At 66.0% G+C, this 19,434-nt stretch carries 12 protein-coding genes and 3 tRNA genes; 5 read left to right on the top strand and 10 right to left on the bottom strand.

The window, feature by feature from the left end:
* Positions 1-4 precede the first annotated feature (4 nt).
* The 4 genes from F8O06_RS01105 to F8O06_RS01090 form a co-directional block, all read right to left on the bottom strand.
* Entirely contained in the window at positions 5-2,077 is a 2,073-nt protein-coding gene (locus F8O06_RS01105) for an iron ABC transporter permease (RefSeq protein ID WP_158037083.1), read from the bottom strand.
* Complete coding sequence (locus F8O06_RS01100; RefSeq protein ID WP_158037082.1) at positions 2,074-3,129, bottom strand: iron-siderophore ABC transporter substrate-binding protein; 1,056 nt, start codon at positions 3,127-3,129, stop codon at positions 2,074-2,076. Before F8O06_RS01100 ends, F8O06_RS01105 begins: the two co-directional genes overlap by 4 nt.
* On the bottom strand, positions 3,126-3,983 hold the full coding sequence (locus tag F8O06_RS01095) for an ABC transporter ATP-binding protein (RefSeq protein ID WP_158037081.1): 858 nt from the start codon (positions 3,981-3,983) through the stop codon (positions 3,126-3,128). The genes F8O06_RS01100 and F8O06_RS01095 overlap by 4 nt, the downstream gene beginning before the upstream one ends.
* Before the next feature lie 101 nt (positions 3,984-4,084).
* Complete coding sequence (locus F8O06_RS01090) at positions 4,085-4,939, bottom strand: helix-turn-helix transcriptional regulator (RefSeq protein ID WP_158037080.1); 855 nt, start codon at positions 4,937-4,939, stop codon at positions 4,085-4,087.
* 67 nt (positions 4,940-5,006) lie between these two features.
* On the opposite strand from F8O06_RS01090, the gene F8O06_RS01085 reads away from it, so the two are divergent.
* Complete coding sequence (locus tag F8O06_RS01085; protein ID WP_192496788.1) at positions 5,007-7,835, top strand: cation-translocating P-type ATPase; 2,829 nt, start codon at positions 5,007-5,009, stop codon at positions 7,833-7,835.
* 117 nt (positions 7,836-7,952) lie between these two features.
* Here the strand turns inward: F8O06_RS01085 and F8O06_RS01080 are convergent.
* The 4 genes from F8O06_RS01080 to F8O06_RS01065 form a co-directional block, all read right to left on the bottom strand.
* Positions 7,953-8,026: transfer RNA gene (locus F8O06_RS01080), tRNA-Met, on the bottom strand.
* Between the two features lie 246 nt (positions 8,027-8,272).
* Entirely contained in the window at positions 8,273-13,942 is a 5,670-nt protein-coding gene (locus F8O06_RS01075) for an SdrD B-like domain-containing protein (RefSeq protein WP_192496787.1), read from the bottom strand.
* 282 nt (positions 13,943-14,224) lie between these two features.
* Positions 14,225-14,296, bottom strand: a tRNA-Thr gene (locus tag F8O06_RS01070).
* Between the two features lie 130 nt (positions 14,297-14,426).
* Positions 14,427-14,508: transfer RNA gene (locus F8O06_RS01065), tRNA-Tyr, on the bottom strand.
* 100 nt (positions 14,509-14,608) lie between these two features.
* On the opposite strand from F8O06_RS01065, the gene F8O06_RS01060 reads away from it, so the two are divergent.
* The 3 genes from F8O06_RS01060 to F8O06_RS01050 are packed head-to-tail and all read left to right on the top strand — an operon-like array spanning position 14,609 to position 16,155.
* Entirely contained in the window at positions 14,609-15,097 is a 489-nt protein-coding gene (locus F8O06_RS01060; protein ID WP_192496786.1) for a YajQ family cyclic di-GMP-binding protein, read from the top strand.
* 12 nt (positions 15,098-15,109) lie between these two features.
* A complete protein-coding gene (locus tag F8O06_RS01055; RefSeq protein ID WP_158037076.1) occupies positions 15,110-15,904 on the top strand; it encodes a tetratricopeptide repeat protein in 795 nt (264 codons plus the stop codon).
* Positions 15,901-16,155 (top strand): hypothetical protein, encoded by a 255-nt coding sequence (locus F8O06_RS01050; protein WP_158037075.1) that lies wholly within the window; start codon positions 15,901-15,903, stop codon positions 16,153-16,155. The genes F8O06_RS01055 and F8O06_RS01050 overlap by 4 nt, the downstream gene beginning before the upstream one ends.
* Before the next feature lie 28 nt (positions 16,156-16,183).
* Here the strand turns inward: F8O06_RS01050 and F8O06_RS01045 are convergent, their stop codons facing one another.
* The gene (locus F8O06_RS01045) at positions 16,184-17,383 is read right to left on the bottom strand and encodes a hypothetical protein (RefSeq protein WP_158037074.1); all 1,200 of its coding nucleotides are present in this window, start codon (positions 17,381-17,383) and stop codon (positions 16,184-16,186) included.
* A gap of 146 nt (positions 17,384-17,529) precedes the next feature.
* On the opposite strand from F8O06_RS01045, the gene F8O06_RS12320 reads away from it, so the two are divergent.
* On the top strand, positions 17,530-18,006 hold the full coding sequence (locus tag F8O06_RS12320) for a DUF4190 domain-containing protein (protein ID WP_225733311.1): 477 nt from the start codon (positions 17,530-17,532) through the stop codon (positions 18,004-18,006).
* 9 nt (positions 18,007-18,015) lie between these two features.
* Here F8O06_RS12320 and F8O06_RS01035 read toward each other — a convergent pair whose 3' ends face one another.
* Positions 18,016-19,413, bottom strand: a complete 1,398-nt coding sequence (locus F8O06_RS01035; protein WP_158037073.1) for an FAD-dependent oxidoreductase — start codon at positions 19,411-19,413, stop codon at positions 18,016-18,018.
* Between the last annotated feature and the right edge of the window lie 21 nt (positions 19,414-19,434).

Raw genomic sequence — 19,434 nt, 5'->3', positions numbered from 1 at the left:
TCGCTCAGCGCGACCGACGCATCAGCCAGGCGAAGTAGGGCGCTCCGACCAGCGCGATCATGAGCCCCGCCGGAATCTGCGAAGGGGCGATCAGCGAGCGACCGAGCGTGTCTGCGATCGCGACCAGCAGTGCCCCGAAGACCATCGTCACGGGAATGATGCGGCCATGCCGCGCGCCCACGATCGAGCGCGCCAGATGCGGCGCCACCAGACCGACGAATCCCACCACGCCGATCGAGACCACGCTGACGGCCGCGAGCACCGCAGCCATCGTGAGCAGCGTCAGGCGCGTTCGTTCGAGCCCGATGCCGAGCAGACGGGGAGTGTCGTCGTCGATCGACACGACGTCAAGCTGCCGACGCATGGCGAAGAGCACCGGCGTCAGCAGCACCAGTGCGATCGCGACCGGCAGCACGTCGACGAGCGTGCGCCCGTAGGTCGTGCCCGAGAGCCAGGTGAAGATGCGCGGGGTGTCCCAGGGATCCGCCCGCAGCAGCAGGAACGTGGTGATCGCGGTCAGTCCGTAGCCGCAGCCGATGCCGATCAGCACGAACCGATCGGGGCGCAGACCGCCGCGCCAGGCCAGCACGGCGATGAGTGCGAACGTGGCCAGACCACTGAGCACGGCCATGCCGATCAGCAGCGGTCGGCCGCCGGCGCCGCTGGTCACGACCCAGACCGCGCCCAGCCCGGCACCGGCGGTGATGCCGAGGATGCCGGGTTCGGCGAGCGGGTTGCGCACGGTGGCCTGCACGACCGACCCCGAGAGCGCGAGGGCGGCGCCGGCCAGCACTGCTGCGGCCACCCGGGGCAACCGCTCGTCGAGCGCGCGCTCGATCAGATCGGGTGCGGCTCCCTGGACCCAGAGCACCAAGTCGCCCAGCCGAAGCCAGAGGCTGCCGGCCAGTAGCCCGACGACCGCCACCACGACCAGCAGCACCAGGCTGCCGACCATGACCGCTGCGAACCGCCGGCTGCTGCACAGCCCGGAGCGAGCACGCTGATGCGGCCGTGAGGCACCGGCATCGCGCAGCCGCAGCGCGAGCACGACGATCACCACCGCTCCCAGCAGTGCGGTGGGCACGCCGGTCGGGATCGAGGCCGCCGCCTGGGCCCCCATCAAGGCCCGCAGCAGCGCATCGGCTGCGAGCAGCAGGAACGCGCCGAGCAGCCCCGAGGCGGGCAGCAGCAGCGCGTGTCGACGCAACGTCGGCATCCGGCTCGAGATCAGCCGCGCGACCACCGGCGCCCCCAGACCGACGAAGGCGATCGGGCCGGCGAGCGTGACGGCTACAACGGTGAGCAGCACGGCGCAGGCCACTGCGACGCTGCGCGTGCCACGCACCGAGACGCCGAGCGACGCGGCGGTGTCGTCACCCAGCCGCAGCACGTCGAGGCGCCGAGCGAGCAGCAGCGCAGCGACGAGCACGACGACGATCATCGGCATCGCACGCATCGCGGCGTCGAGATTCAGCTGCGCCAGCGAGCCGCTCCCCCATGCGAAGAGCCCGGTCGTGCTCTCTTTGAAGAGGATCAGCAGCATGCCGGTCGCGGCGTCGAGGGCCATGGCGATGGCCGATCCGGCCAGAATGAGCCGTGTGGTGGCCGCGCCCGACGCGCTGCCGGCCAGCCCGAGCACGACTGCCGCAGCCAGCAGCCCGCCGGTGAATGCGACCAGCCCCGAGGCCCACAGCGGCACGGCGATGCCGAATGCGGCGACGACGGCGAGCGCGAAGTACGAGCCTGCGGTCACCGCAAGGGTGTCAGGCGAGGCGAGCGCGTTGCGGGTGATCGACTGCAGCAGCGCGCCGGCGACGCCGAGCGCGAAGCCCACCGCGATGCCGGCGAAGAGTCGGGGCAGGCGTGACCCGGTGAGCACGTCGACGAGCGGCACCCCGCCGACCGTCTCGCCAGACCCGGCGAGCGCCCGCAGCAGTTCCCAGGCGCCGACACCCGAGGTGCCCTGGGTCAGGTGCCAGACGCCGACCGCCATGACCGCGACGGCGAGCCCGCCCAGCACGACGACCCCGCCGGCGATGCCGGACGGGGTCGTCGTGTGCTGACGCGGCTCGGTCACCCCTGGGTGATCGCGTCGACGAAGGCGTCGATCGCCTGCTCGTTCGAGCGCGGCCCTCCGGCGCCCCAGACGCCCGAGGGGAAGGCATGCGAACGGTGCTGCTGCACGGCGGGCAGCGACGACCAGATGGGGCTCTTCTCGAGCTCGGTCACATAGCTGTCAGGCGTGTCGTCACTGGAGTAGAACAGGTTCGCGTCGCCCACGGCGGTGAGGCCTTCGATGTCGGTCTGGGCCAGGCCGTAGGCCGGGTCGACGCCGCCGCTGCCGTAGGCCGCGTTGATCTCGTCGGTCCAGGCAGGCTCGAGGCCCAGCTGCTGGCCGAGTGCGGTGAAGAGCGCGCCCTTGCCGTAGGGGCGGATCGCGACGTTGCCGCCCTCGATCCAGCCGTCGAAGAAGAGGAAGCTCTTGGTGGGCAGATCGACGTCGGCCACTTTGTCTTTCGCCGCAGCGAGGTGGTCGTCGAACTCCTTGATCACCTGGTCGGCGCGCTCCGTGCGCCCGGTGGCCTCGCCGATCTGCGAGAACACCTTCTTCATGTTGCCGATCGGGTCTGCCGCGTCGGCGCCCAGTGTCGCGAGCACGGGCACACCGCGCTGCTCGAGCTTGCCGATCAGCTCGTCGTCGGCGCTGAACGCCTCGATCACGATCAGATCGGGGTTCGCCCCGTAGAGCGCGTCGAGGTCGGGCTCACCTCGCTCGCCGATGTCGGTCACCTGGTCGGGCAGCTTCTCGGCGCTCACGTAGGTCTTGTAACCGTCCGGGTCTGAGACCGCGACGGGCGAGGCGCACAGACTCAGCAGGTCTTCGGTCTGCTGCCATTCGAGCACGGCGACGCGTTCGGCGGGCTTGTCGAGGTGCACCTGACGGCCGACGCCGTCGGTCAGATCGACGGGGCCGGTGGATGTCGTGGTCGTGTCGTCGGCGCAGCTCTGCGAGGCCGGCGACGCGGCTGCGTCGCTCTGATCGACCGTCGTGGTGCCGCAGCCGGCCGCGGTGAGCGACACCGCGATCAGCGCTGCCGCCGCAGCGGCGATTCTGGGGGCGGAGATCATTCGTGATCCTTTCGGGTTTCTTCTCGGGGGATGGAGGCACGACGCCGACGGCGTCTGGAGACCGGATCGATGTGCAGCGCACCGCTGCCCGGGTCGACGCCGACGTCGACGGGGATGCCGTAGACCGCCTGGATGTGCTCGGCGGTGAGCACCTCGTCGGGCTCGCCTTCGGCATGCACCCGCCCGTGGTCGAGCAGCAGCAGCTCGTCGGCCACGCTCGCCGCCTGCTCAAGGTCGTGCAGCACGACGCCGACGGCCACGTCATGCGCTTCGGCGAGCTCACGCATCAGATCGAGCGTCTCGACCTGATAGCGCAGGTCGAGGTGGTTGGTGGGTTCGTCGAGCAGCACCACACCGGTGCTCTGCGCCAGACACGCGGCCAGCCAGACACGCTGCATCTCGCCGCCCGAGAGCTCTGCAGCGGCGCGACCCGCCTTGCCCTGCAGCCCGGTCACCTGCATGGCATGGTCGATCGCCCGCCGGTCGTCATCGCTCAGTCCACCGAGTCGGCGGCGGTACGGGTGCCTGCCCAAAGCCACGATCTCGGCGACGCTGAGCCCTTCCGGGGCGGCATGGGTCTGCGCGAAGAGCGTCACCTCACGGGCGAAGTCGCGACGGGTGAGCAGCGAGACGGGGGTGCCCGGCGCATCCTCGTCACCGAGCAGCACCTGCCCCTCTGCGACGTCGTGCAGCCGGGCCAGCGAGCGCAGCAGCGTCGACTTGCCGCTGCCGTTCGGGCCGACGAACGCGGTGACCCGGCCCGGCCGCAGCCGCACCGAGACGCCGTGCACCGCGACCGAACGGCCGTACTGCAGCACGAGTCGATCGCCCTGCAGGCTCCTCGCTGGCCTCATCCGCAGATCACAGCCGCAACGTGGTTGCATCTGAGGGAGGTAAGGGTTGCCTGCACGCACAAAAGAATAGAGACGGCGAAGAGCTGGCCGCAATCAGGACTTCACGACAGCGAGTACGGCTTTTCGGCCACGTAGACGCCCGGCGTCACCCCCATCAGACGACGGAACGTCGCGATGAAGGTGCTCGGCTGCGCATACCCGAGTCGGGCCGACACCCGCTGCACGTCGTGCCCCTCGTCGAGCAGCGCGAGCGCATGATGGATGCGCAGCGACTGCCGCCACTGGCCGAACGACAGCCCGGTCGAGGCGCGAAAGGCGCGCGAGAGCGTGCGCACGCTCATGTTCAGTGCGAGCGCCCATTCCCCGAGCGAGCGCCCGTCGGCGGGGTCGTGCAGCAGCACCTCGGCGACTGGGGCGATCCTCTCGTCGGCCGGCAGGCGCAGGGTGAGCTGTCGACTCGCCGGTCGCAGCACGTCGAACACCACTGCCTCTGCCCGGGCCCGCGCCGCCTCGGTCAGACCGGGACTCACCAGGTGTGACAGCAGGGCGTGCAGCAGCGGGCTCATCTCGATCACCGTCGGCTCTGCGAACGCCACGGGGGTGCGCCCTGCGGCGAAGAAGGCATCGTGAAACTCCACCTCGGCGGTCAGCCGCCCGGCGTGCACCATACCGGCCGGAATCCACAACCCGCAGCCCTCCGACACCGTGAACATGGCGTCGCCGACACGTGCCGTCACCGTGCCGCCGTGACTCCAGACCAGCTCGTGGTGGGGGTGGGAGTGCGGGGCCCATTCCTGGGGAGAGTGCGCCACCTCGGTCTCAGCGAGAATCGTGAACGAGCCGGGTACGGTCGGCGGCGCCGTCGTTCCGGTGCGCACGTGGGTGCTCGGCTCCCGACGCCAGGTGCCGCGTATCGATCGACGCGACGGGGGATGCGCCGTCTGTGTACTGACCATCGTTGCAGAATACGTCATTCGGCTCACTAGCATGAGAAGAGGACACTTGGGAAAGAGGTTCTGTTCGATGGGCAACAACGATTCCCCAACGGTCGGCACGATGACCGCCGCACCCACCGATTTCTCCACGATCTCTGCCGACGCGGCGCTGCAGACGCTCGACACGTCGCGTTCCGGGCTCAGTTCGACCGAGGCATCCGGCCGGCTGGCCGAGAACGGCCCCAACCGCATCGCTCAGGTTGGTCGCGTCAGCCCGGTCATGCGCTATCTCGCCCAGTTTCGCGACTGGCTCGTGCTGCTGCTGCTCGCATGCGCCGTCGTCGTGAGCTACCTGGGCGACTGGTCGACCGCCGCCGTGCTGGTGGTGCTGGTGCTCATCAACACCACGATCGGGTTCGCCCAAGAGGCTCGCGCCGAACGCACCATGCAGGCGCTCGAAGCACTGGTGACGCCCACGGCCGACGTGCTGCGCGACGGGCGCATCACCGAGGTCGACACGGCCACGCTGGTGCCCGGCGACGTCGTACATCTGGCCGAGGGCGACTCCGTACCCGCAGACATGCGGGTGATCGAGGCGCAGGCGGTCAGCGCCAACGAGTTCGCACTGACCGGCGAGAGCAATCCCACACGCAAGACCGTCGCCACACTGGAGTATCCGGTGCCGCTGGCCGACCGGCGCAACCTGCTCTTCACGGGCACCGACATCGGCACCGGCGAGGTGTTCGGCGTCGTGACCGCCACCGGCATGCGCACCGAGCTCGGGCGCATCGCCCAGCTGAGCGATCAGGCTCCGACGACCCCCAGCCCGCTGCAGCGTGAGATGTCGACGATCGCACGCGTGATCGGAATCACGGTCGCCGTACTCGCAGCCGTGCTGCTGGTCTTCGCCGTGATCGCACAGATGCCCTTTCGCGAGGCGCTGCTGTTCGCCGTGGGGCTCGCCTGTGCGCTCGTGCCACAGGGTCTGCCCGCCGAGGTGAACACAGCCCTTGCGCAGGCCTCAGAGGTGCTCGCGCGTCGCCGTGCGCTGGTCAAGAAGCTCAGCGCGGTCGAGACGCTGGGCGCGACGCACGTCATCTGCACGGACAAGACCGGGACGCTGACCCGCAACGAGATGACCGTGGTCAGCGCCGAGATCGGCTTCGCGCCGTTCACGGTCACCGGCAGCGGCTACGCGCCCACCGGCGAGGTCCACGACGCGCACGGCGCCCGTCTCACCCCGACGCATTGGCAGCGCACGTTCGCCGAGACCGGCGTGCTGGCCAGCAACGCTCGCCTGCTGCCGCCCGATGACGAGCATCCCGACTGGCACGTGCTCGGCGACCCCACCGAGGGCGCGCTGCTGCCCTTCGCCGTCAAGGCCGGTGTCGACCTCGACCAGCTGCAGCACGACCGCGTCGAAGAGCACGAGCTGCCCTTCGACTCTGAACGCAAACGGATGACCTCGGTGCGTCGCGTGGTCGGGGCGAGCCCGACCCGCCACATCGCCTACGTCAAGGGCGCGCCGGAGTCGCTGCTCGATGTGTGCACGCGGGTGCTCGACGGCGACACCGTGCGCCCGCTCACCGACGACGATCGGCGTCGTTTTCTCGACGCTCAGCGTCAGGCCGCCGGGCAGGCGCTGCGCAACCTGGCCTTCGCCGTGCGCGACGTGACCTCGCTCGTCGCAGCGGCATCCGCCGACCCGGCCGACTCAGCCGACTCGACGTTCTCGACGCTCGGCATCGACGACATCGAGCACGACCTGCTGCTGCTCGGGTTCGTGAGCATGCGAGACCCGCTGCGCGACGAGGTGCCCGACGCGATGGCCGAGACACGAGCCGCCGGCATCAATGTGAGCATCGTGACCGGCGACTCGGCGCTCACTGCCGGCGCGATCGCCAAGATGGCCGGACTCGCCGACCAGACCGGCCACCTCGCCGTGGTGACCGGAGACCAGCTGCACGCCATGCCCGACGCCGAGGTGCTGCGGCACGCACTGGGCGGAGGCGTGGTCTTCAGCCGGGTGGCTCCCGAAGACAAGATGCGCATCGTGAACCTGGTGCGCGACAGCGGACACGTGGTCGCGGTGACCGGCGACGGCATCAACGACGCGCCCGCACTGCGCAGCGCCAACATCGGGGTGGCCATGGGACGCACCGGCACCGACGTGGCCAAGCAGGCGGCCGAGGTCGTGCTGCTCGACGACAGCTTCGCCACCCTCGTGCACGCCATCGGGCAGGGACGCACGATCTACACGAACATCTCTCGCGGCGTGCTCAGCTGCCTCACCTCGAACGTGGGCGAGTTCGTGGTCAACATGATCAGCCTGGCGCTGACGACGCTGCTGGGCATGCCGCTCGCGATCAACGTGCTGCAGATCCTGGCAGTCGACGTGCTCGGCGAGATCATCCCGATCTCGGCGCTCGGCTCCGACCGCGCCGAGGGCGAGAACATGCGCCGGCCGCCGCGCGACCCGAAGGCCCGCATTCTGCAGGGGCACTCGATCACCGATGTCGTGTTCAGCGGCACGGTCATGGGCGTGCTCGCCGCGCTCGCCTATCTGGTCGCCTACCCGCTGCAGGGCCTCGGACTCGGCGAGGGCAGCGCGACGCAGATCGCTGCGGCCACAACGGTGACCTACGCCACGATTCTGCTCACGCAGCTGGTCAACATCATGCATCGTCGCAGCGTGCACGGCATCTTCAGCCGACACCAGCTGACCAACCGATGGTTCTGGCTGTCATGCCTGCTCGCGATCGCCGTGATGCTCGTGATCGTCTACGTACCGTTCGTCGGCGCCTTCTTCGGCACCGCGCCGCTGTCACCGCTGCTCTGGCTGCCGCCGATCGCCGCGATGATCGTGATGGGCCTGGCCCGCGAGGGCTTCGCTCGTGTCAGCGGACATCGGGTGTGAGCGCCGTCTGCGTCTTCGGCAGATGTTGCCGCAGCGTTGTCACGGGCGAATCTGATGGGAATGACGAAGGCCCTGCTCCCCAGTGATTCTGCGGGGTGCAGGGCCTTGCATGTGCTGTAGCTGGGGAGGGGATCGAACCCTCGACCTCACGATTATGAGTCGTGCGCTCTTACCATCTGAGCTACCCAGCCATGGATACGGTGATCTCAGCGGCACGATGACACGCCTGATCGCAACCAAAGTACTCTAGCATTCGGCTTTCAGTGCAGGCAAGTCTCGGCCCCTTGGCGAGCAGCGAACTCTGTCGCCGCAGAGCCCTGACCCACACTCAGAAAGCTCGATGCCGCAGGCACATCACAGATGTGGGGCCGGTTCCTCGACGGAACCGGCCCCACGCTGTCTGCGATCAGCTCACAGACTCACCTGCTGGATACTGCTCAGTTGGCCGACTTGCTGCGATTGCGCCGTGCCAACGCCACGACTCCGCCGCCCAGCAGCAGCAGGATCATGCCAGCGATGCCGCCGATGCCGTCAAGACCCGTACGTGCGAGCCCTGACTGCTGACGCTCGGCATAGAAGGGATCCTCGTCAGTCACCGTCTGACCGGTGATCACGCCGACTCCCGTCACGGTAGCGCTGTCAGCGTGCAGGTCGCCGGCGACAAGACCGGTGATCTGACCACGGCACTCGAACGATGCACGAACCTCGAAGACGCCGGCCCACGAGGTGCCAGTGCTGCCGTCGGGGAAGGTGCAGACGATGTTCTGAACCTTCGCGCCGCCCTTGATGACCGAGTCAGAGAGCTTCACATCTTTCAGGCCCTCGTCGCCGTTGTTCGTCACCGTGAACTTCAGGTCGCGCGTGTCTGCGTTCACGATCACCTTGTCAGACTCGGTGTCTGCGTCGTTGCCGTCGGTATCGGTCTTCTCAAGATCGATGCTCGGCTTCGGCGTGCGAGCGTGGTACTCGTTCACATCGGTCACGGGCACGCCCGACCAACGGCCGTCGCCCACGACGGTCGCCGCGTCTGCGTGATCGTCACCCGATTTGACTCCCGAGAGCTTTGCCGTGCAGTCGAACTTCTCGCCGACCTTCAGCGGCCCGGCCCATGAGGTTCCCTGTGTGCCATCGGGGAAGGTGCAGACCAAGTCGGTCACGGTCGCATCTCCCTGGGTGATGGCGTCAGAGATCTTCAGGTTGACCAGCTCTTCGTCACCGGTGTTGGTGATGGTGAAGCGCAGGTCGGTGTCTCCGCTCGGCAGAGCAGCAGCGTCTTGGGCTGTGTCTGCGTCGTTACCGTTGACGTCGTACTTCTTGATCTCGACGGTCGGCGTCGTCGGGACGAAACCGAAGTCGAGTGTGAGGTCTTCGTCGCCGGGGGCGTTCAGCCCCTCTGAAGAAGCAGACCCTGTCGAGGAGTCGTCAGCGCGATCAGTGCCAGCAGCGTTGGGCTGCGTCGGTGAGTACTTGCCCAGCGTCTCTGGCTGTCCGTCCTTGTCGAGCACCACAGTGTAGTGCTGGCCTGGAGCGAGCGTCGGAAGATTCGCGAATTCGTAGTACCCGTCGTCATTCGTCTTGACCGGACCGACCGGGTTGCCGTTGACGTCAGTCACCTGCTTGCCGTCAGGGCCGACCAACGTCAGGGTGACGTTCGGAATGCCCTTCTCGCCATCGTCCTGCTTGCCGTTCTTGTCGGCGTCGAACCAGACGTAGTCACCGATCTTGACCTTGGGCATGAAGCCGAAGTCAAGGCTGCGATCTTCGGCGCCCGGCGTCGAGAGATCCTTGATCGAAGAGGCCTGGCCCGTCGATGAGTCTTTCTCGCGGTCTGACCCCGCACCTGGTTTGGTGGGAAGGTACTTGTCGAGGACGGACTTCGTCTGCTCGTCGTCGGACTTGATCTTCGTGACGTACTTGCCAGCCGGTGACGGCAGGCTCGGCAGGTTCGGGAAGAGGTAGGCACCCTTGTCGTCTGTGCGCTGCGCAGCGACCGGGGTTCCGTCAGGGTACGTGGCCGGAATCAGCGTGCCGTCAGGCCCCTCGACGAACAGCTCGATGAGCACGCCGGGAATGCCCGGCTCACCCTCGGTCTGCAGACCGTCGCGGTTGTCATCCTGCCAGACATAGTCACCGACGCTGACGCTGCCGACGAACCCGAAGTCGAGCGACGAGTCACGCTGCTCGTTCTGGTCGAGTGCGGGCTGGCCGTCTTCGCCTGTGGTCGCCTGTGCCGTGGACGAATCCTTGGCGCGGTCGTCTCCGACTGCCTTCTTCGTCGGCTGGTAGGCCTTCAATGCGTCCTGCGCATTGTCGACGTGCACCTGGTACTTCTTGCCGTCGGTCAGGACCGGCAGCAGACTGAAGTCGTAGGCGCCGTTGGCATCAGTCGTGACCTCGGAGACATCCTTGCCGTTCACGTCCTTGACGGCGTTGCCGTCTTGGTCGGTGATGGTCAGCTTGACTCCGGGGATCCCCTTCTCGCCGTCGTTCTGGATGCCATCGCCGTTCTGGTCGAACCAGACGTAGTCACCCACTGAGACAGCCGGCTTGACGAATCCAGCGTCAAGGCTGTGATCGACGAGGTGGTCGGTCGTGATCTTGACCGTCTCAGACGGCACGTTCAAGCCGGGAACATCTGAGTCTTTCTCGTTGTCACCGCCCTGGTCAGCCTTGGTCGTGACGTAGCCCTCAGGACCTTCGACAACCTTCACCTTCCAGTCGCCGACCGGAACCTCGAACTTGTACAGACCGTTCGAGTCGGTCGTGGCCGTGACGGGGTTGCCGTCGACGTCTTTCACCTCGTTGCCGTTGCCGTCGAGCAGCTGGAACTTCACACCCTCGACCGGCTTCTCGCCGGCATCCTGGATGCCGTCGCGGTTCGCGTCGTACCAGGCGTAGTCACCGATCTCGCCGAGCACAGAGCGAATGGAGACCTTGGGTGCCTCTGCAGGCAGCAGATCACGTTCGCTCGTGCTGGTGCGGAAGGCGAGGTTGTTCCATGCGTACTCGGTGTCGCTGCCCGTCTGCTGCGCAGGATGCGGAACCCCGAACTGGAACTGAGGAATGTCAGCCCGGTAGTCGAGATTGAGCTCCTGACCCGGCGTCAGCTCATCGATCGTGTACTTCAGAGCACGAACGTCAGCAGGGTTGGCGGGCAGCTGGTCGCTCCAGTTGTCATCGCCGCCTGAGACCCCGAGCTCTGGACGAGTCGGGTTGTTCGACGTGGAGTACTGCACTTTCACACCAGCCGGAAGCTGACCGGTGAGCTCGCGGAACTTCACGTCGAACTGCGAGCCGCGATCCTGACCTGCCAGGGTGCTGCCGATGGCCTTGTCACCTGCATACGGAAGCACGTCGTAGACGACCGTGTTCTGCAGAGGAGTGGTTCCGCCATTGTTCACCTTGAGGCGATAGTCGACCGCGGTGCCCGAGTTGTCAGTGCTGGCGGCTGAGACCGCTGCGCTCGACCAGTCCTGGCCCGAAGGCTGGTTGTCGATGCCGTGGTCCTCGCCGACGGTGCCCTTGACCTGCTTCTGAATCGTGGCTCCGCTGGTCGCCTGAACCGTCCAGGTGGTCGTCGAGGCAGCCACTCTGTCGGACGTCTGACCGTCGCCGTTCACGTCGTACTTGTCGTTGTCGTTGCCGCCGTTTGAGATGGACGCATTCTGGTCGTAGAGCGCGACATACTGCGCGTCTTCGGCAGAGTGGGCACCGGCCGAAGCCGCCACGCTCACCTTGGTGTCAAACGTCAGCGATGCCGTCTCTTGAGTCGGGAAATCGCTGTCGAACTTCCATGAAAGCGTGGTGCGCTGCTGGCCGTTGACCGTCTTCTGACCGATCTCTGGCTCGCCGGGCGCGGTCACCCCCGCGGGCACTGATGCCCACTTTGTGCTGCCGGGAACGTAGTCGAGCCCTACTGGCAGCACATCGGTGATGCCGGGCTTGATCTTGCGGTCTTCGGGAATGGTCGCATTGACGCTGGCATCGATCTTCCAGGTCACGGTGTCGCCGATCGCGAGCTTCGAGACGTCGCCCTGAGCTGACTTGCTGATCTGCATGTCGACAGTGGCATCGTCGAACTGCTGCACTCGAGGCTCGGAGCCGGCCGAAGTCTTGCCGTTGCCGACGGGGTTCTGCCCCTTGGCCGAAGCTGGGTCAGATGCGTCAGTCATCTTCTGCGGATCGTTCGACGCAATCACCGATTCGGTGTTCGTCTGCGCCTTGAGCCCGGACTGCGCGAACGCAGACGTGCTGGTGCCCCACAGCGAGTAGTTATTACCACCCATGTTGTTCGGCTGATTGCGGTAGTGCACCACGAAGTCGGTCACGATTGCGTCATCGGCGAGTCCGAAGGAGGGCGCACCCTGCGCAGCCGTGCTGCCGTACATGTAGAGATATGCGTAGCCTTTGCTGCCGCTGTCTCCGACGTTGACTGTGCCCTGCTGCGACAGCCCCTGATCGAAGTACTCGATCTTCGACTTGTGCTGGCCGTTCTCGAGATAGGTGATCTCGACCGCTGCGACGTTCGAGATCGACTCGGGCTGCAACGTGCTGTTACGGAAGAAGATGCGGTCGAGTCTGTACGAGGGGTTGTTGCACAACGGGGCGTCGGCATCTTTGTCTGGCATGCCCCACGGCGTCAGTCTGCCGTCGGCGCCGAAGTTATAGGGGCTCTGGTAGGTGTCACCGCCCCAGGCGTAGGCGAGCGACTCGTTGCCCTTTTTGCCGAGAGGTGACTTCGCCTCGGTGTTGCCGTTCTGGTCGGGGGCCAGGCAGGGAAGGCGATCCATATCGCTTACCCACCGAAGCTCCTTATCGTAGTCAGGGTAGACCTTGGAGTCGCCCTGCCATGAGCCGGCCATCGTCCAGCCCCACTCTTTGGTGGTACTCGTCGTGGGGACCTTGCCGACGGTCGTGTTGTTCGAGTCGGTACCGGCCCCTGCTTCGTCGTTCGTGCGCTTCCACGTGACAGCGATCAGCTGACCATATGAGCCACCGCCGGGCCGAGCGAAGGCGTGCTTCAAAGCCGACTGGCCGCTGATCATCGTGCCGCTGATCGTCTGCGCAGTCGCATCCAGGGTGTTGGTGACGTCATTGGTTGGGTTGGGGTCATCCTGGCTCGCCGGCGCCAGAATATCGTTCGAGTAGGTGACCTGCACACGCCGCGTCACCGGCTCAGACGACTGCCCGCAGCGAGTGAGGGTCTGGCCGTCAAGATCGATGTCGTACTTCATCTGTACGGCATTCTGCCCGTCGAGCTGGATGACGGACGGCTGTGTGACCGTGTCACCGGCCTGCTTCGAGAGGTCTTCGACCTTGATCGTGTCAGCCGTGATGCGCTTCTTCGAGTCGGTCACGGTATCGGTGATCGTCACATGTGAGAGGTTCTCCATGCCCTCGGTGTTGCCGGGCACGCAGACGGAGAGATCGTAGACGGCGGGCAGGTTGCCCTGGTCGTCGAAACCGGTTCCGCTGACGACCTTCGGCGAGACGAGCGTCTTGGTGACCGAGATCTGCGGAGAGGTCTTGGTCACGATCGGTGCGGGATCGTCACCGACCTTGGCAGCCTGCGTGTCGGTGCCGTCGGCCTTGAACACCACGGTGGGATCGGTCTTAAGCTCTTCGCCGGGCTTGACCGTGAAGTTGTCGACGGCCCAGCTGATGCTGAGCTGCTGCGACTCACCCGGTTTCATGTCGTTGAGGGCGACCGTGAGCAGACCGGTCTTCTCGTCGTAGTTCTGCGACTTGACCGCCGGCGAGCTCACGACCGGAGTGTGCGCCACGACCGAGCCGTCGTCGTTCTTGGGCGCGGGGAACGAGATGACCGGCTGCGCGCAGTCACCGGGAATCATGTTCGAGCATTCGACCCGAAGCTCGTAGCTGAGCCGCCCGCCGGTGCTGACTGCGTCGTCTTTGCTGGTCGATGTCGTCGTATACGTCATCTTGGCCGTGCTGTCGGCACTGGCAGCAGTGGCTGCGGCAGGAAGACCTCCCAGCGCCAGAGCGCCGCTGACCAGTACGGCGAGCGAACTCCTCCAGCGGAACCGCGTCTTGCTCTGGGACGGCTCGGTGACGATCCCCCCAGAGAACAACGATGGATTCTGCATAACCATCCTCATATCTCTTATGTATGTGCGAACCCGGGGCGCAGACAGCACACCGGCTACAACAGCCTATGCACCGAAAGAGGCACGATCATCTGTCAGAGACATGTTCTGGGGCTGTGAGACCTCTTTCACCTCGCCGAGTCACCCTGAAGACGAAAGAACGCGAGAATCGTGCGGATTCCTGGCCGTGAGAAGAGGGAAGGATGCTCTAGTCATGGCCGCCCTCAGTGCATGAGGTGGCCGCAGCAGACGGAGGAGAAATGAAGAGAGGAAGAACCGGAGAGCCTCGAGCGAGGATTGAACTCGCGACCCCTTCCTTACCATGGAAGTGCTCTACCACTGAGCTATCGAGGCATGCACTCTGACCGACCGGCCGAGGCACCATAAGACAATAACATCTTCAGGGCCCCGGTCGACAAACCGGAGTGCGAGCGGCGAATCGACTGCGCGACTGCGTCGTGCATGCCGAATTCGCTGCTCGGCGTGGCGGGTGCAGGATTCGAACCTGCGAAGGCTGTGCCGGCTGATTTACAGTCAGCTCCCTTTGGCCGCTCGGGTAACCCGCCGTGCTGCAGTGTTTCAAGAAGACCGCAACCAGATAAGGATACTAGCAGTATCGACCGCTCGCAAAACAAATCCACAGTTCTTCTCTGTATGATCGGTCACATGGCAGACTCCTCTTTCGACATCGTCAGTTCCATCGACCGTCAAGAGGCCGACAACGCCCTGAATCAGGCGGCAAAAGAGATTTCGCAGCGCTATGACTTTCGCGGCACCGGAGCATCCATCGCCTGGAGCGGCGAAGACGTGCTCATCATCGCCAACAGCGAAGAGCGCGCCAGCGCGGTGCTCGACGTCTTTCAGACGAAGCTGATCAAACGCGGCATCTCGCTCAAAGCCTTTACCGCTGGCGAGCCTGCTGCGAGCGGCAAGGAATACCGCATCCAGGGCTCGTTCGTCGAAGGCATCGCCCAAGACCAGGCGAAGAAGATTGCGAAGCTCATTCGCGATGACGGCCCCAAAGGCGTGAAAGCGCAGATCCAAGGCGATGAGCTGAGAGTGTCGTCGAAGAGTCGCGACAACCTGCAAGAGGTCATCGCGTTGCTGAAGGGTGCCGATCTCGACGTCGCCCTGCAGTTCACGAACTACCGCTAGGGGTTCCTGTATATGCATAGTGAGCCGACGGAGCATCTGTGGAGGCGCATCGCCGAACAGGCGTGGAACGTCGCGAAAGACTCAGACCCCGAGTCGACCGTGCGCCTGTTCGAAGAGCTCGTGCCCTTCATGGACGCCCAGGATCCTGACGATGTCTTCCAGCTCGCCAGCGCGTACTACTACGCCAACAACCATTTCAAGGCGCAGCTCTTTCTCGAGTTCGTGATCAAGCGCGGTCTCAGCGAAGAGAACCGCCCGCTGGCCATCCTGCAGATGGCCGATTCGCTGCGCTCGCTCGGCCGCGGAGAGGACGCTCTGCGCTGGCTCGACTTCGGTCTCGCCGAGTATCCCGGCGAAGAGCCCGGCCGCTGGTTCGCCGCTCTCAAGGTGCGTACGCTCGCCGACCTCGGGCGGCACGACGAAGTCGTCGACATGGCCTTGGGCCTCCTCGGAATGCCCGCTGAGCTGCGTCAGCCGCCCAAGCCGTCAGACTCGGTGCCGCCCCAGACCGATCCGACCGACCGGGTGCGCGCGACCCTGCGTCGTCGCGACCTGCGCCTGCAGTCGATGGATGTCACCTCTCGTCGGTCTGCACCGGGCGGGCCCGCCTGTGACCAAGACCCGTCGGCCACGGCATCCGCCAGTCACGCCGACCCTCAGCGGGCCGCTCGCCGAACCGGCCGCCGGGCGTCTGCACCGGTGCGCCGCCGTGATCTGCGAGACGACCACGCGTCGACCGCGACGCCGAAGCACTCGAAACCCGACGCGGATGCCGACGACGGTTCGAAGAACCGAGGAGCGAAATGAGCCAGGGCAAGAACAGACAGCCGGCGGCGAAGCCCACCGAAAAAGAGCGCGCGCTCGGCAAGCGGCAGATCATCCGCGGGCTGATCATCGGCGCGATCGTCGGGCTGATCATGTTCGCGATCACCGGCGAATGGCTCTACTCACTGGTCGGCGTGGGCATCGGCCTGATCAGCGGACTCGTCATTCAGCCGTCGAAGGTCAAAGACGATCAAGACGGCAAGAACGGCAAAGGGGCCCAGCGCCGGCGCTGATCAGCGCACCGACGCGGCCCCTGCCGCCTCAGTACCCGGGATGCGTCTGCCGTGCGCGTTCGATCGCCGCATCAGCCTCAGGCGACCCCTCGACCACCGGCTCGGTGCGCCCGGGAAAGGGCTGCAGCACACTGAACGCCGGCCGGCCATCGGCTCCCACCGGCAGCGGAGTGATGCCGTCTTCGAAGACGGGCCACGGCAGATGCGGCGTGGGCTCCTCGGTAGCGGCCGGTGAGACGACGGGCTCGGGGTGGACAGAAGCCGCTGGGTACACAGAAGCCGCTGGGTACGCAGGCGCCTCTGGTGCGGCTGCAGGCATGGCGACCGGCGCGATGGGAGCGCTCTCAGCGGCCCACTGAGCCGTCTCTGAGCCGTATGGCCGCTGCCGGGACTGAGCCAGACGCTGCTGACGTTCCAGGCGGCGGGCACGCCGTTCGTCTGCGTTGAACGTCCAAGACAGCAGAATGAACACGCTGATCGCCAGGAACGCGAGCATCAGGACGATCACGATGAGACGCCCGAACCATTCGCCTGCGTCGACACGGAACGAACGCTGCAGCAGCGTCGGCAGAAACAGGATCACGGCCAGCAGCGAGAACAGCCCCGCCGAGGCGACGGCGAGAAACTTCAGCACAGCGTTCTCACCGGCCTGCTTGAACGTGAACCGAGCCGCGGCGACCGGTGCCTTGGCCGCGATGATCAAGGGGATGAGCAGCCCGAGCGCCAGCGCAGCGTTCTGCCCGGCGGTCGAGACGCTGCTTCGGTAGGAGTAGACGTCGCTGATCTGACGCGCCGGCTCTATCCAGGTGAGCATCACGCCGAATGCCACGACGTAGACACTGCTCACGATCGCCAGCGGCACGGGATAGAAGCGATCTCGGTCGGCGATGCTCAGTTCGCCGATCGTGATGCCGATGAACGCCGCGAAATAGATCACCGTGACCGTGACCTTGCCGCCCTTGGCCGGAACGTCTCCGAAGAACAGCGACACGATCACGAAGAGTGTGACGGCGATGAGCGCGCCGATGGCGATCCAGAGGTTCGTCGGGATCTTCTGAGCCACGCGATTGGATCGCGGCCGCAGCGCCTCTCCGAAACCGGCAGCCGTCGGATAGGGGCCCGAAGGCGGCGCCGATGCCTGCGGCTCTGCGCCTGCAGAGCGCGGTTCCACAGGTGGCAGAGGCGGCTGCTGAGCGGGATTGGGATCCTGCGGGCTGGGGGCGTTCATCGTTCTCTCCTGACCTCAGGTGTTCGGGCGTGCAGCTCAAGCCTAGCCGGGGCGGCCAACTGACGACAGGCACCCCTGATGCGGGCACAGGCCGCCACACACGTTACAGTCAGAGAACCAGCTGATCGTTTGAACGAGGAGCAGACATGCCCGATCCGTCCACCCCGAACCCGAATGAGCACCGGTACCAGACTGGCCCCGAGGCCTACGGCACGCCGCCGCAGAATCCTCCCGCATACGACGCGCCGCCGGTCTCCAACGGCGCTCCCACGTACCCAGGCACGCCGACCTATCCTGCCGCTCCGGGCTACCCCGCAGCACCGGCGTATCCTGCTTCACCGGCGTATCCTGCCGCACCGGCGGGCCAGGGGCAGTACGGCTACACGCCGGCACCGCCGACCAACACGATGGCGATTCTCTCGTTGATCTTCGCATTCGTGTTCAACGTGCTGGGCGTCGTCTTCGGGCACATCGCGCTGAACCAGATCAAGACTCGTGGCGAAGGCGGCAGAGGTCTCGCCCTCGCCGGGCTGATCGTGAGCTACGCCAGTCTCGGACTGACGCTGCTCTGGCTCGCGTTCATCTTCATCATCGTCGCGAGCACTGCCTCATACAGCTACTGAGGCCTGCGGTCACTCGATCGAGTCAGAGCTCTTCGCAGTTCGGCTCGCATCGAGCATGCCCTGACGCGAGACGATCTTCACACGTTCGCGGTCTGCTGCCTCGCCCAGCGCACGCTCAGCGGCATCGAGGTTGTGCCAGCCCTCCAGGGTAGTGAAGTCGACGCCACGCTCACCGAGCAGCTCCGGAATGGTCTCTTCGGCAGCGACGGTCGGCTGCCAGATGCGACCGGCATGCACGTCTTCGATCAGGTTGGTGACCGTCTCGAGCGCATCTGACTTGGTCGAGCCGATCAGCCCCACCGGGCCGCGTTTGATCCAGCCGGTCGAGTATTCGCCGAGTACGGTCTGACCCTCATCGACGACGCGACCGCCCTCGTTCGGAATCACGCCGTGCACCTCGTCGAAGGGCACCTGCTCGAGCGGCGACGAGTAGTAGCCGACCGCACGGTAGAGCTGACCGAGCTCGACGTCGTGCGTCTCACCGGTGCCGACCACACACCCCTCGGCGTCGACCTGCGTGCGCTCGAGGCGCAGCCCCTCGACGCGCTCGACGCCGAGCACCTCGACCGGGCGCTGCCAGAAGTGCAGGTGCAGCCGTCGCGATGCCGTGCCCGGCTCACGCTGCAGCCACTTGTCGAAGATGCGCCGGATGACCTTCTTCTGGTTGTTCTTCGCGATCGCGGCCTCGTCGGCCTCGGTGTAGACGAAGTCGGCCGGGTCGAGCACGATGTCGACGTCGGGAACCTCGCCCAGTTCGCGCAGCTCAAGCGGCGTGAACTTCACGTCGGCGGGGCCGCGTCGCCCGAAGACGTGCACGTCGGTGATCTTCGAGGCCTTGAGCCCGGCATAGACGTTCGCCGGAATCTCGGTGGGCAGCAGATCGTCGGCGTGCTTGGCGAGCATGCGCGCCACATCGAGCGCGACGTTGCCGTTGCCCACCACACCGACATGGGGCGCGTCCAGCGACCATTCCCGAGGAAAGTCGGGGTGCCCGTCGTACCAGTTGACGAAACGGGCAGCACCATACGACCCGGGCAGGTCGATGCCCGGAATGCGCAGGGGCGCATCCTCGACCGCACCGGTCGCGAAGATCACCGCGTGGTAATGCGAGCGCAGGTCGTCGAGCGTGATGTCGCGCCCGAAGTCGACATTGTCGAAGATGCGGATGTCGCCGCGGTCGAGCGTCTCACGCAGCGCGTTGATGATGCCTTTGATGCGCGGGTGGTCGGGGGCCACGCCGTAGCGCACCAGCCCGTACGGGGCGGGCAGCCGCTCGAACAGATCGATCGACACGTCGAAGTCGCGCTCGGCCTTCAGCAGGATGTCGGATGCATAGATGCCGGCCGGCCCGGCGCCGATGACGGCGACCCGGATGCGCGCCGGCTGTCTCGCTGACGACTCTGACATGCGCGATGCTCCTTGCTGAAT

Origin of the sequence: Pseudoclavibacter sp. CFCC 14310, assembly GCF_008831165.1 — a bacterium.
Classification (GTDB): Bacteria; Actinomycetota; Actinomycetes; order Actinomycetales; family Microbacteriaceae; genus Pseudoclavibacter_A.
This window is presented reverse-complemented; position numbering and strand designations above follow the sequence as displayed.

Bases quoted from the DNA above. Each gene is read 5' to 3' on its own strand.
- F8O06_RS01100 (WP_158037082.1), bottom strand. From the start codon at position 3,129: ATGATCTCCGCCCCCAGAATCGCCGCTGCGGCGGCAGCGCTGATCGCG.
- F8O06_RS01095 (WP_158037081.1), bottom strand. From the start codon at position 3,983: ATGAGGCCAGCGAGGAGCCTGCAGGGCGATCGACTCGTGCTGCAGTAC.
- F8O06_RS01090 (WP_158037080.1), bottom strand. From the start codon at position 4,939: ATGGTCAGTACACAGACGGCGCATCCCCCGTCGCGTCGATCGATACGC.
- F8O06_RS01085 (WP_192496788.1), top strand. From the start codon at position 5,007: ATGGGCAACAACGATTCCCCAACGGTCGGCACGATGACCGCCGCACCC.
- F8O06_RS01075 (WP_192496787.1), bottom strand. From the start codon at position 13,942: ATGCAGAATCCATCGTTGTTCTCTGGGGGGATCGTCACCGAGCCGTCC.
- F8O06_RS01060 (WP_192496786.1), top strand. From the start codon at position 14,609: ATGGCAGACTCCTCTTTCGACATCGTCAGTTCCATCGACCGTCAAGAG.
- F8O06_RS01055 (WP_158037076.1), top strand. From the start codon at position 15,110: ATGCATAGTGAGCCGACGGAGCATCTGTGGAGGCGCATCGCCGAACAG.
- F8O06_RS01050 (WP_158037075.1), top strand. From the start codon at position 15,901: ATGAGCCAGGGCAAGAACAGACAGCCGGCGGCGAAGCCCACCGAAAAA.
- F8O06_RS01045 (WP_158037074.1), bottom strand. From the start codon at position 17,383: ATGAACGCCCCCAGCCCGCAGGATCCCAATCCCGCTCAGCAGCCGCCT.
- F8O06_RS12320 (WP_225733311.1), top strand. From the start codon at position 17,530: ATGCCCGATCCGTCCACCCCGAACCCGAATGAGCACCGGTACCAGACT.
- F8O06_RS01035 (WP_158037073.1), bottom strand. From the start codon at position 19,413: ATGTCAGAGTCGTCAGCGAGACAGCCGGCGCGCATCCGGGTCGCCGTC.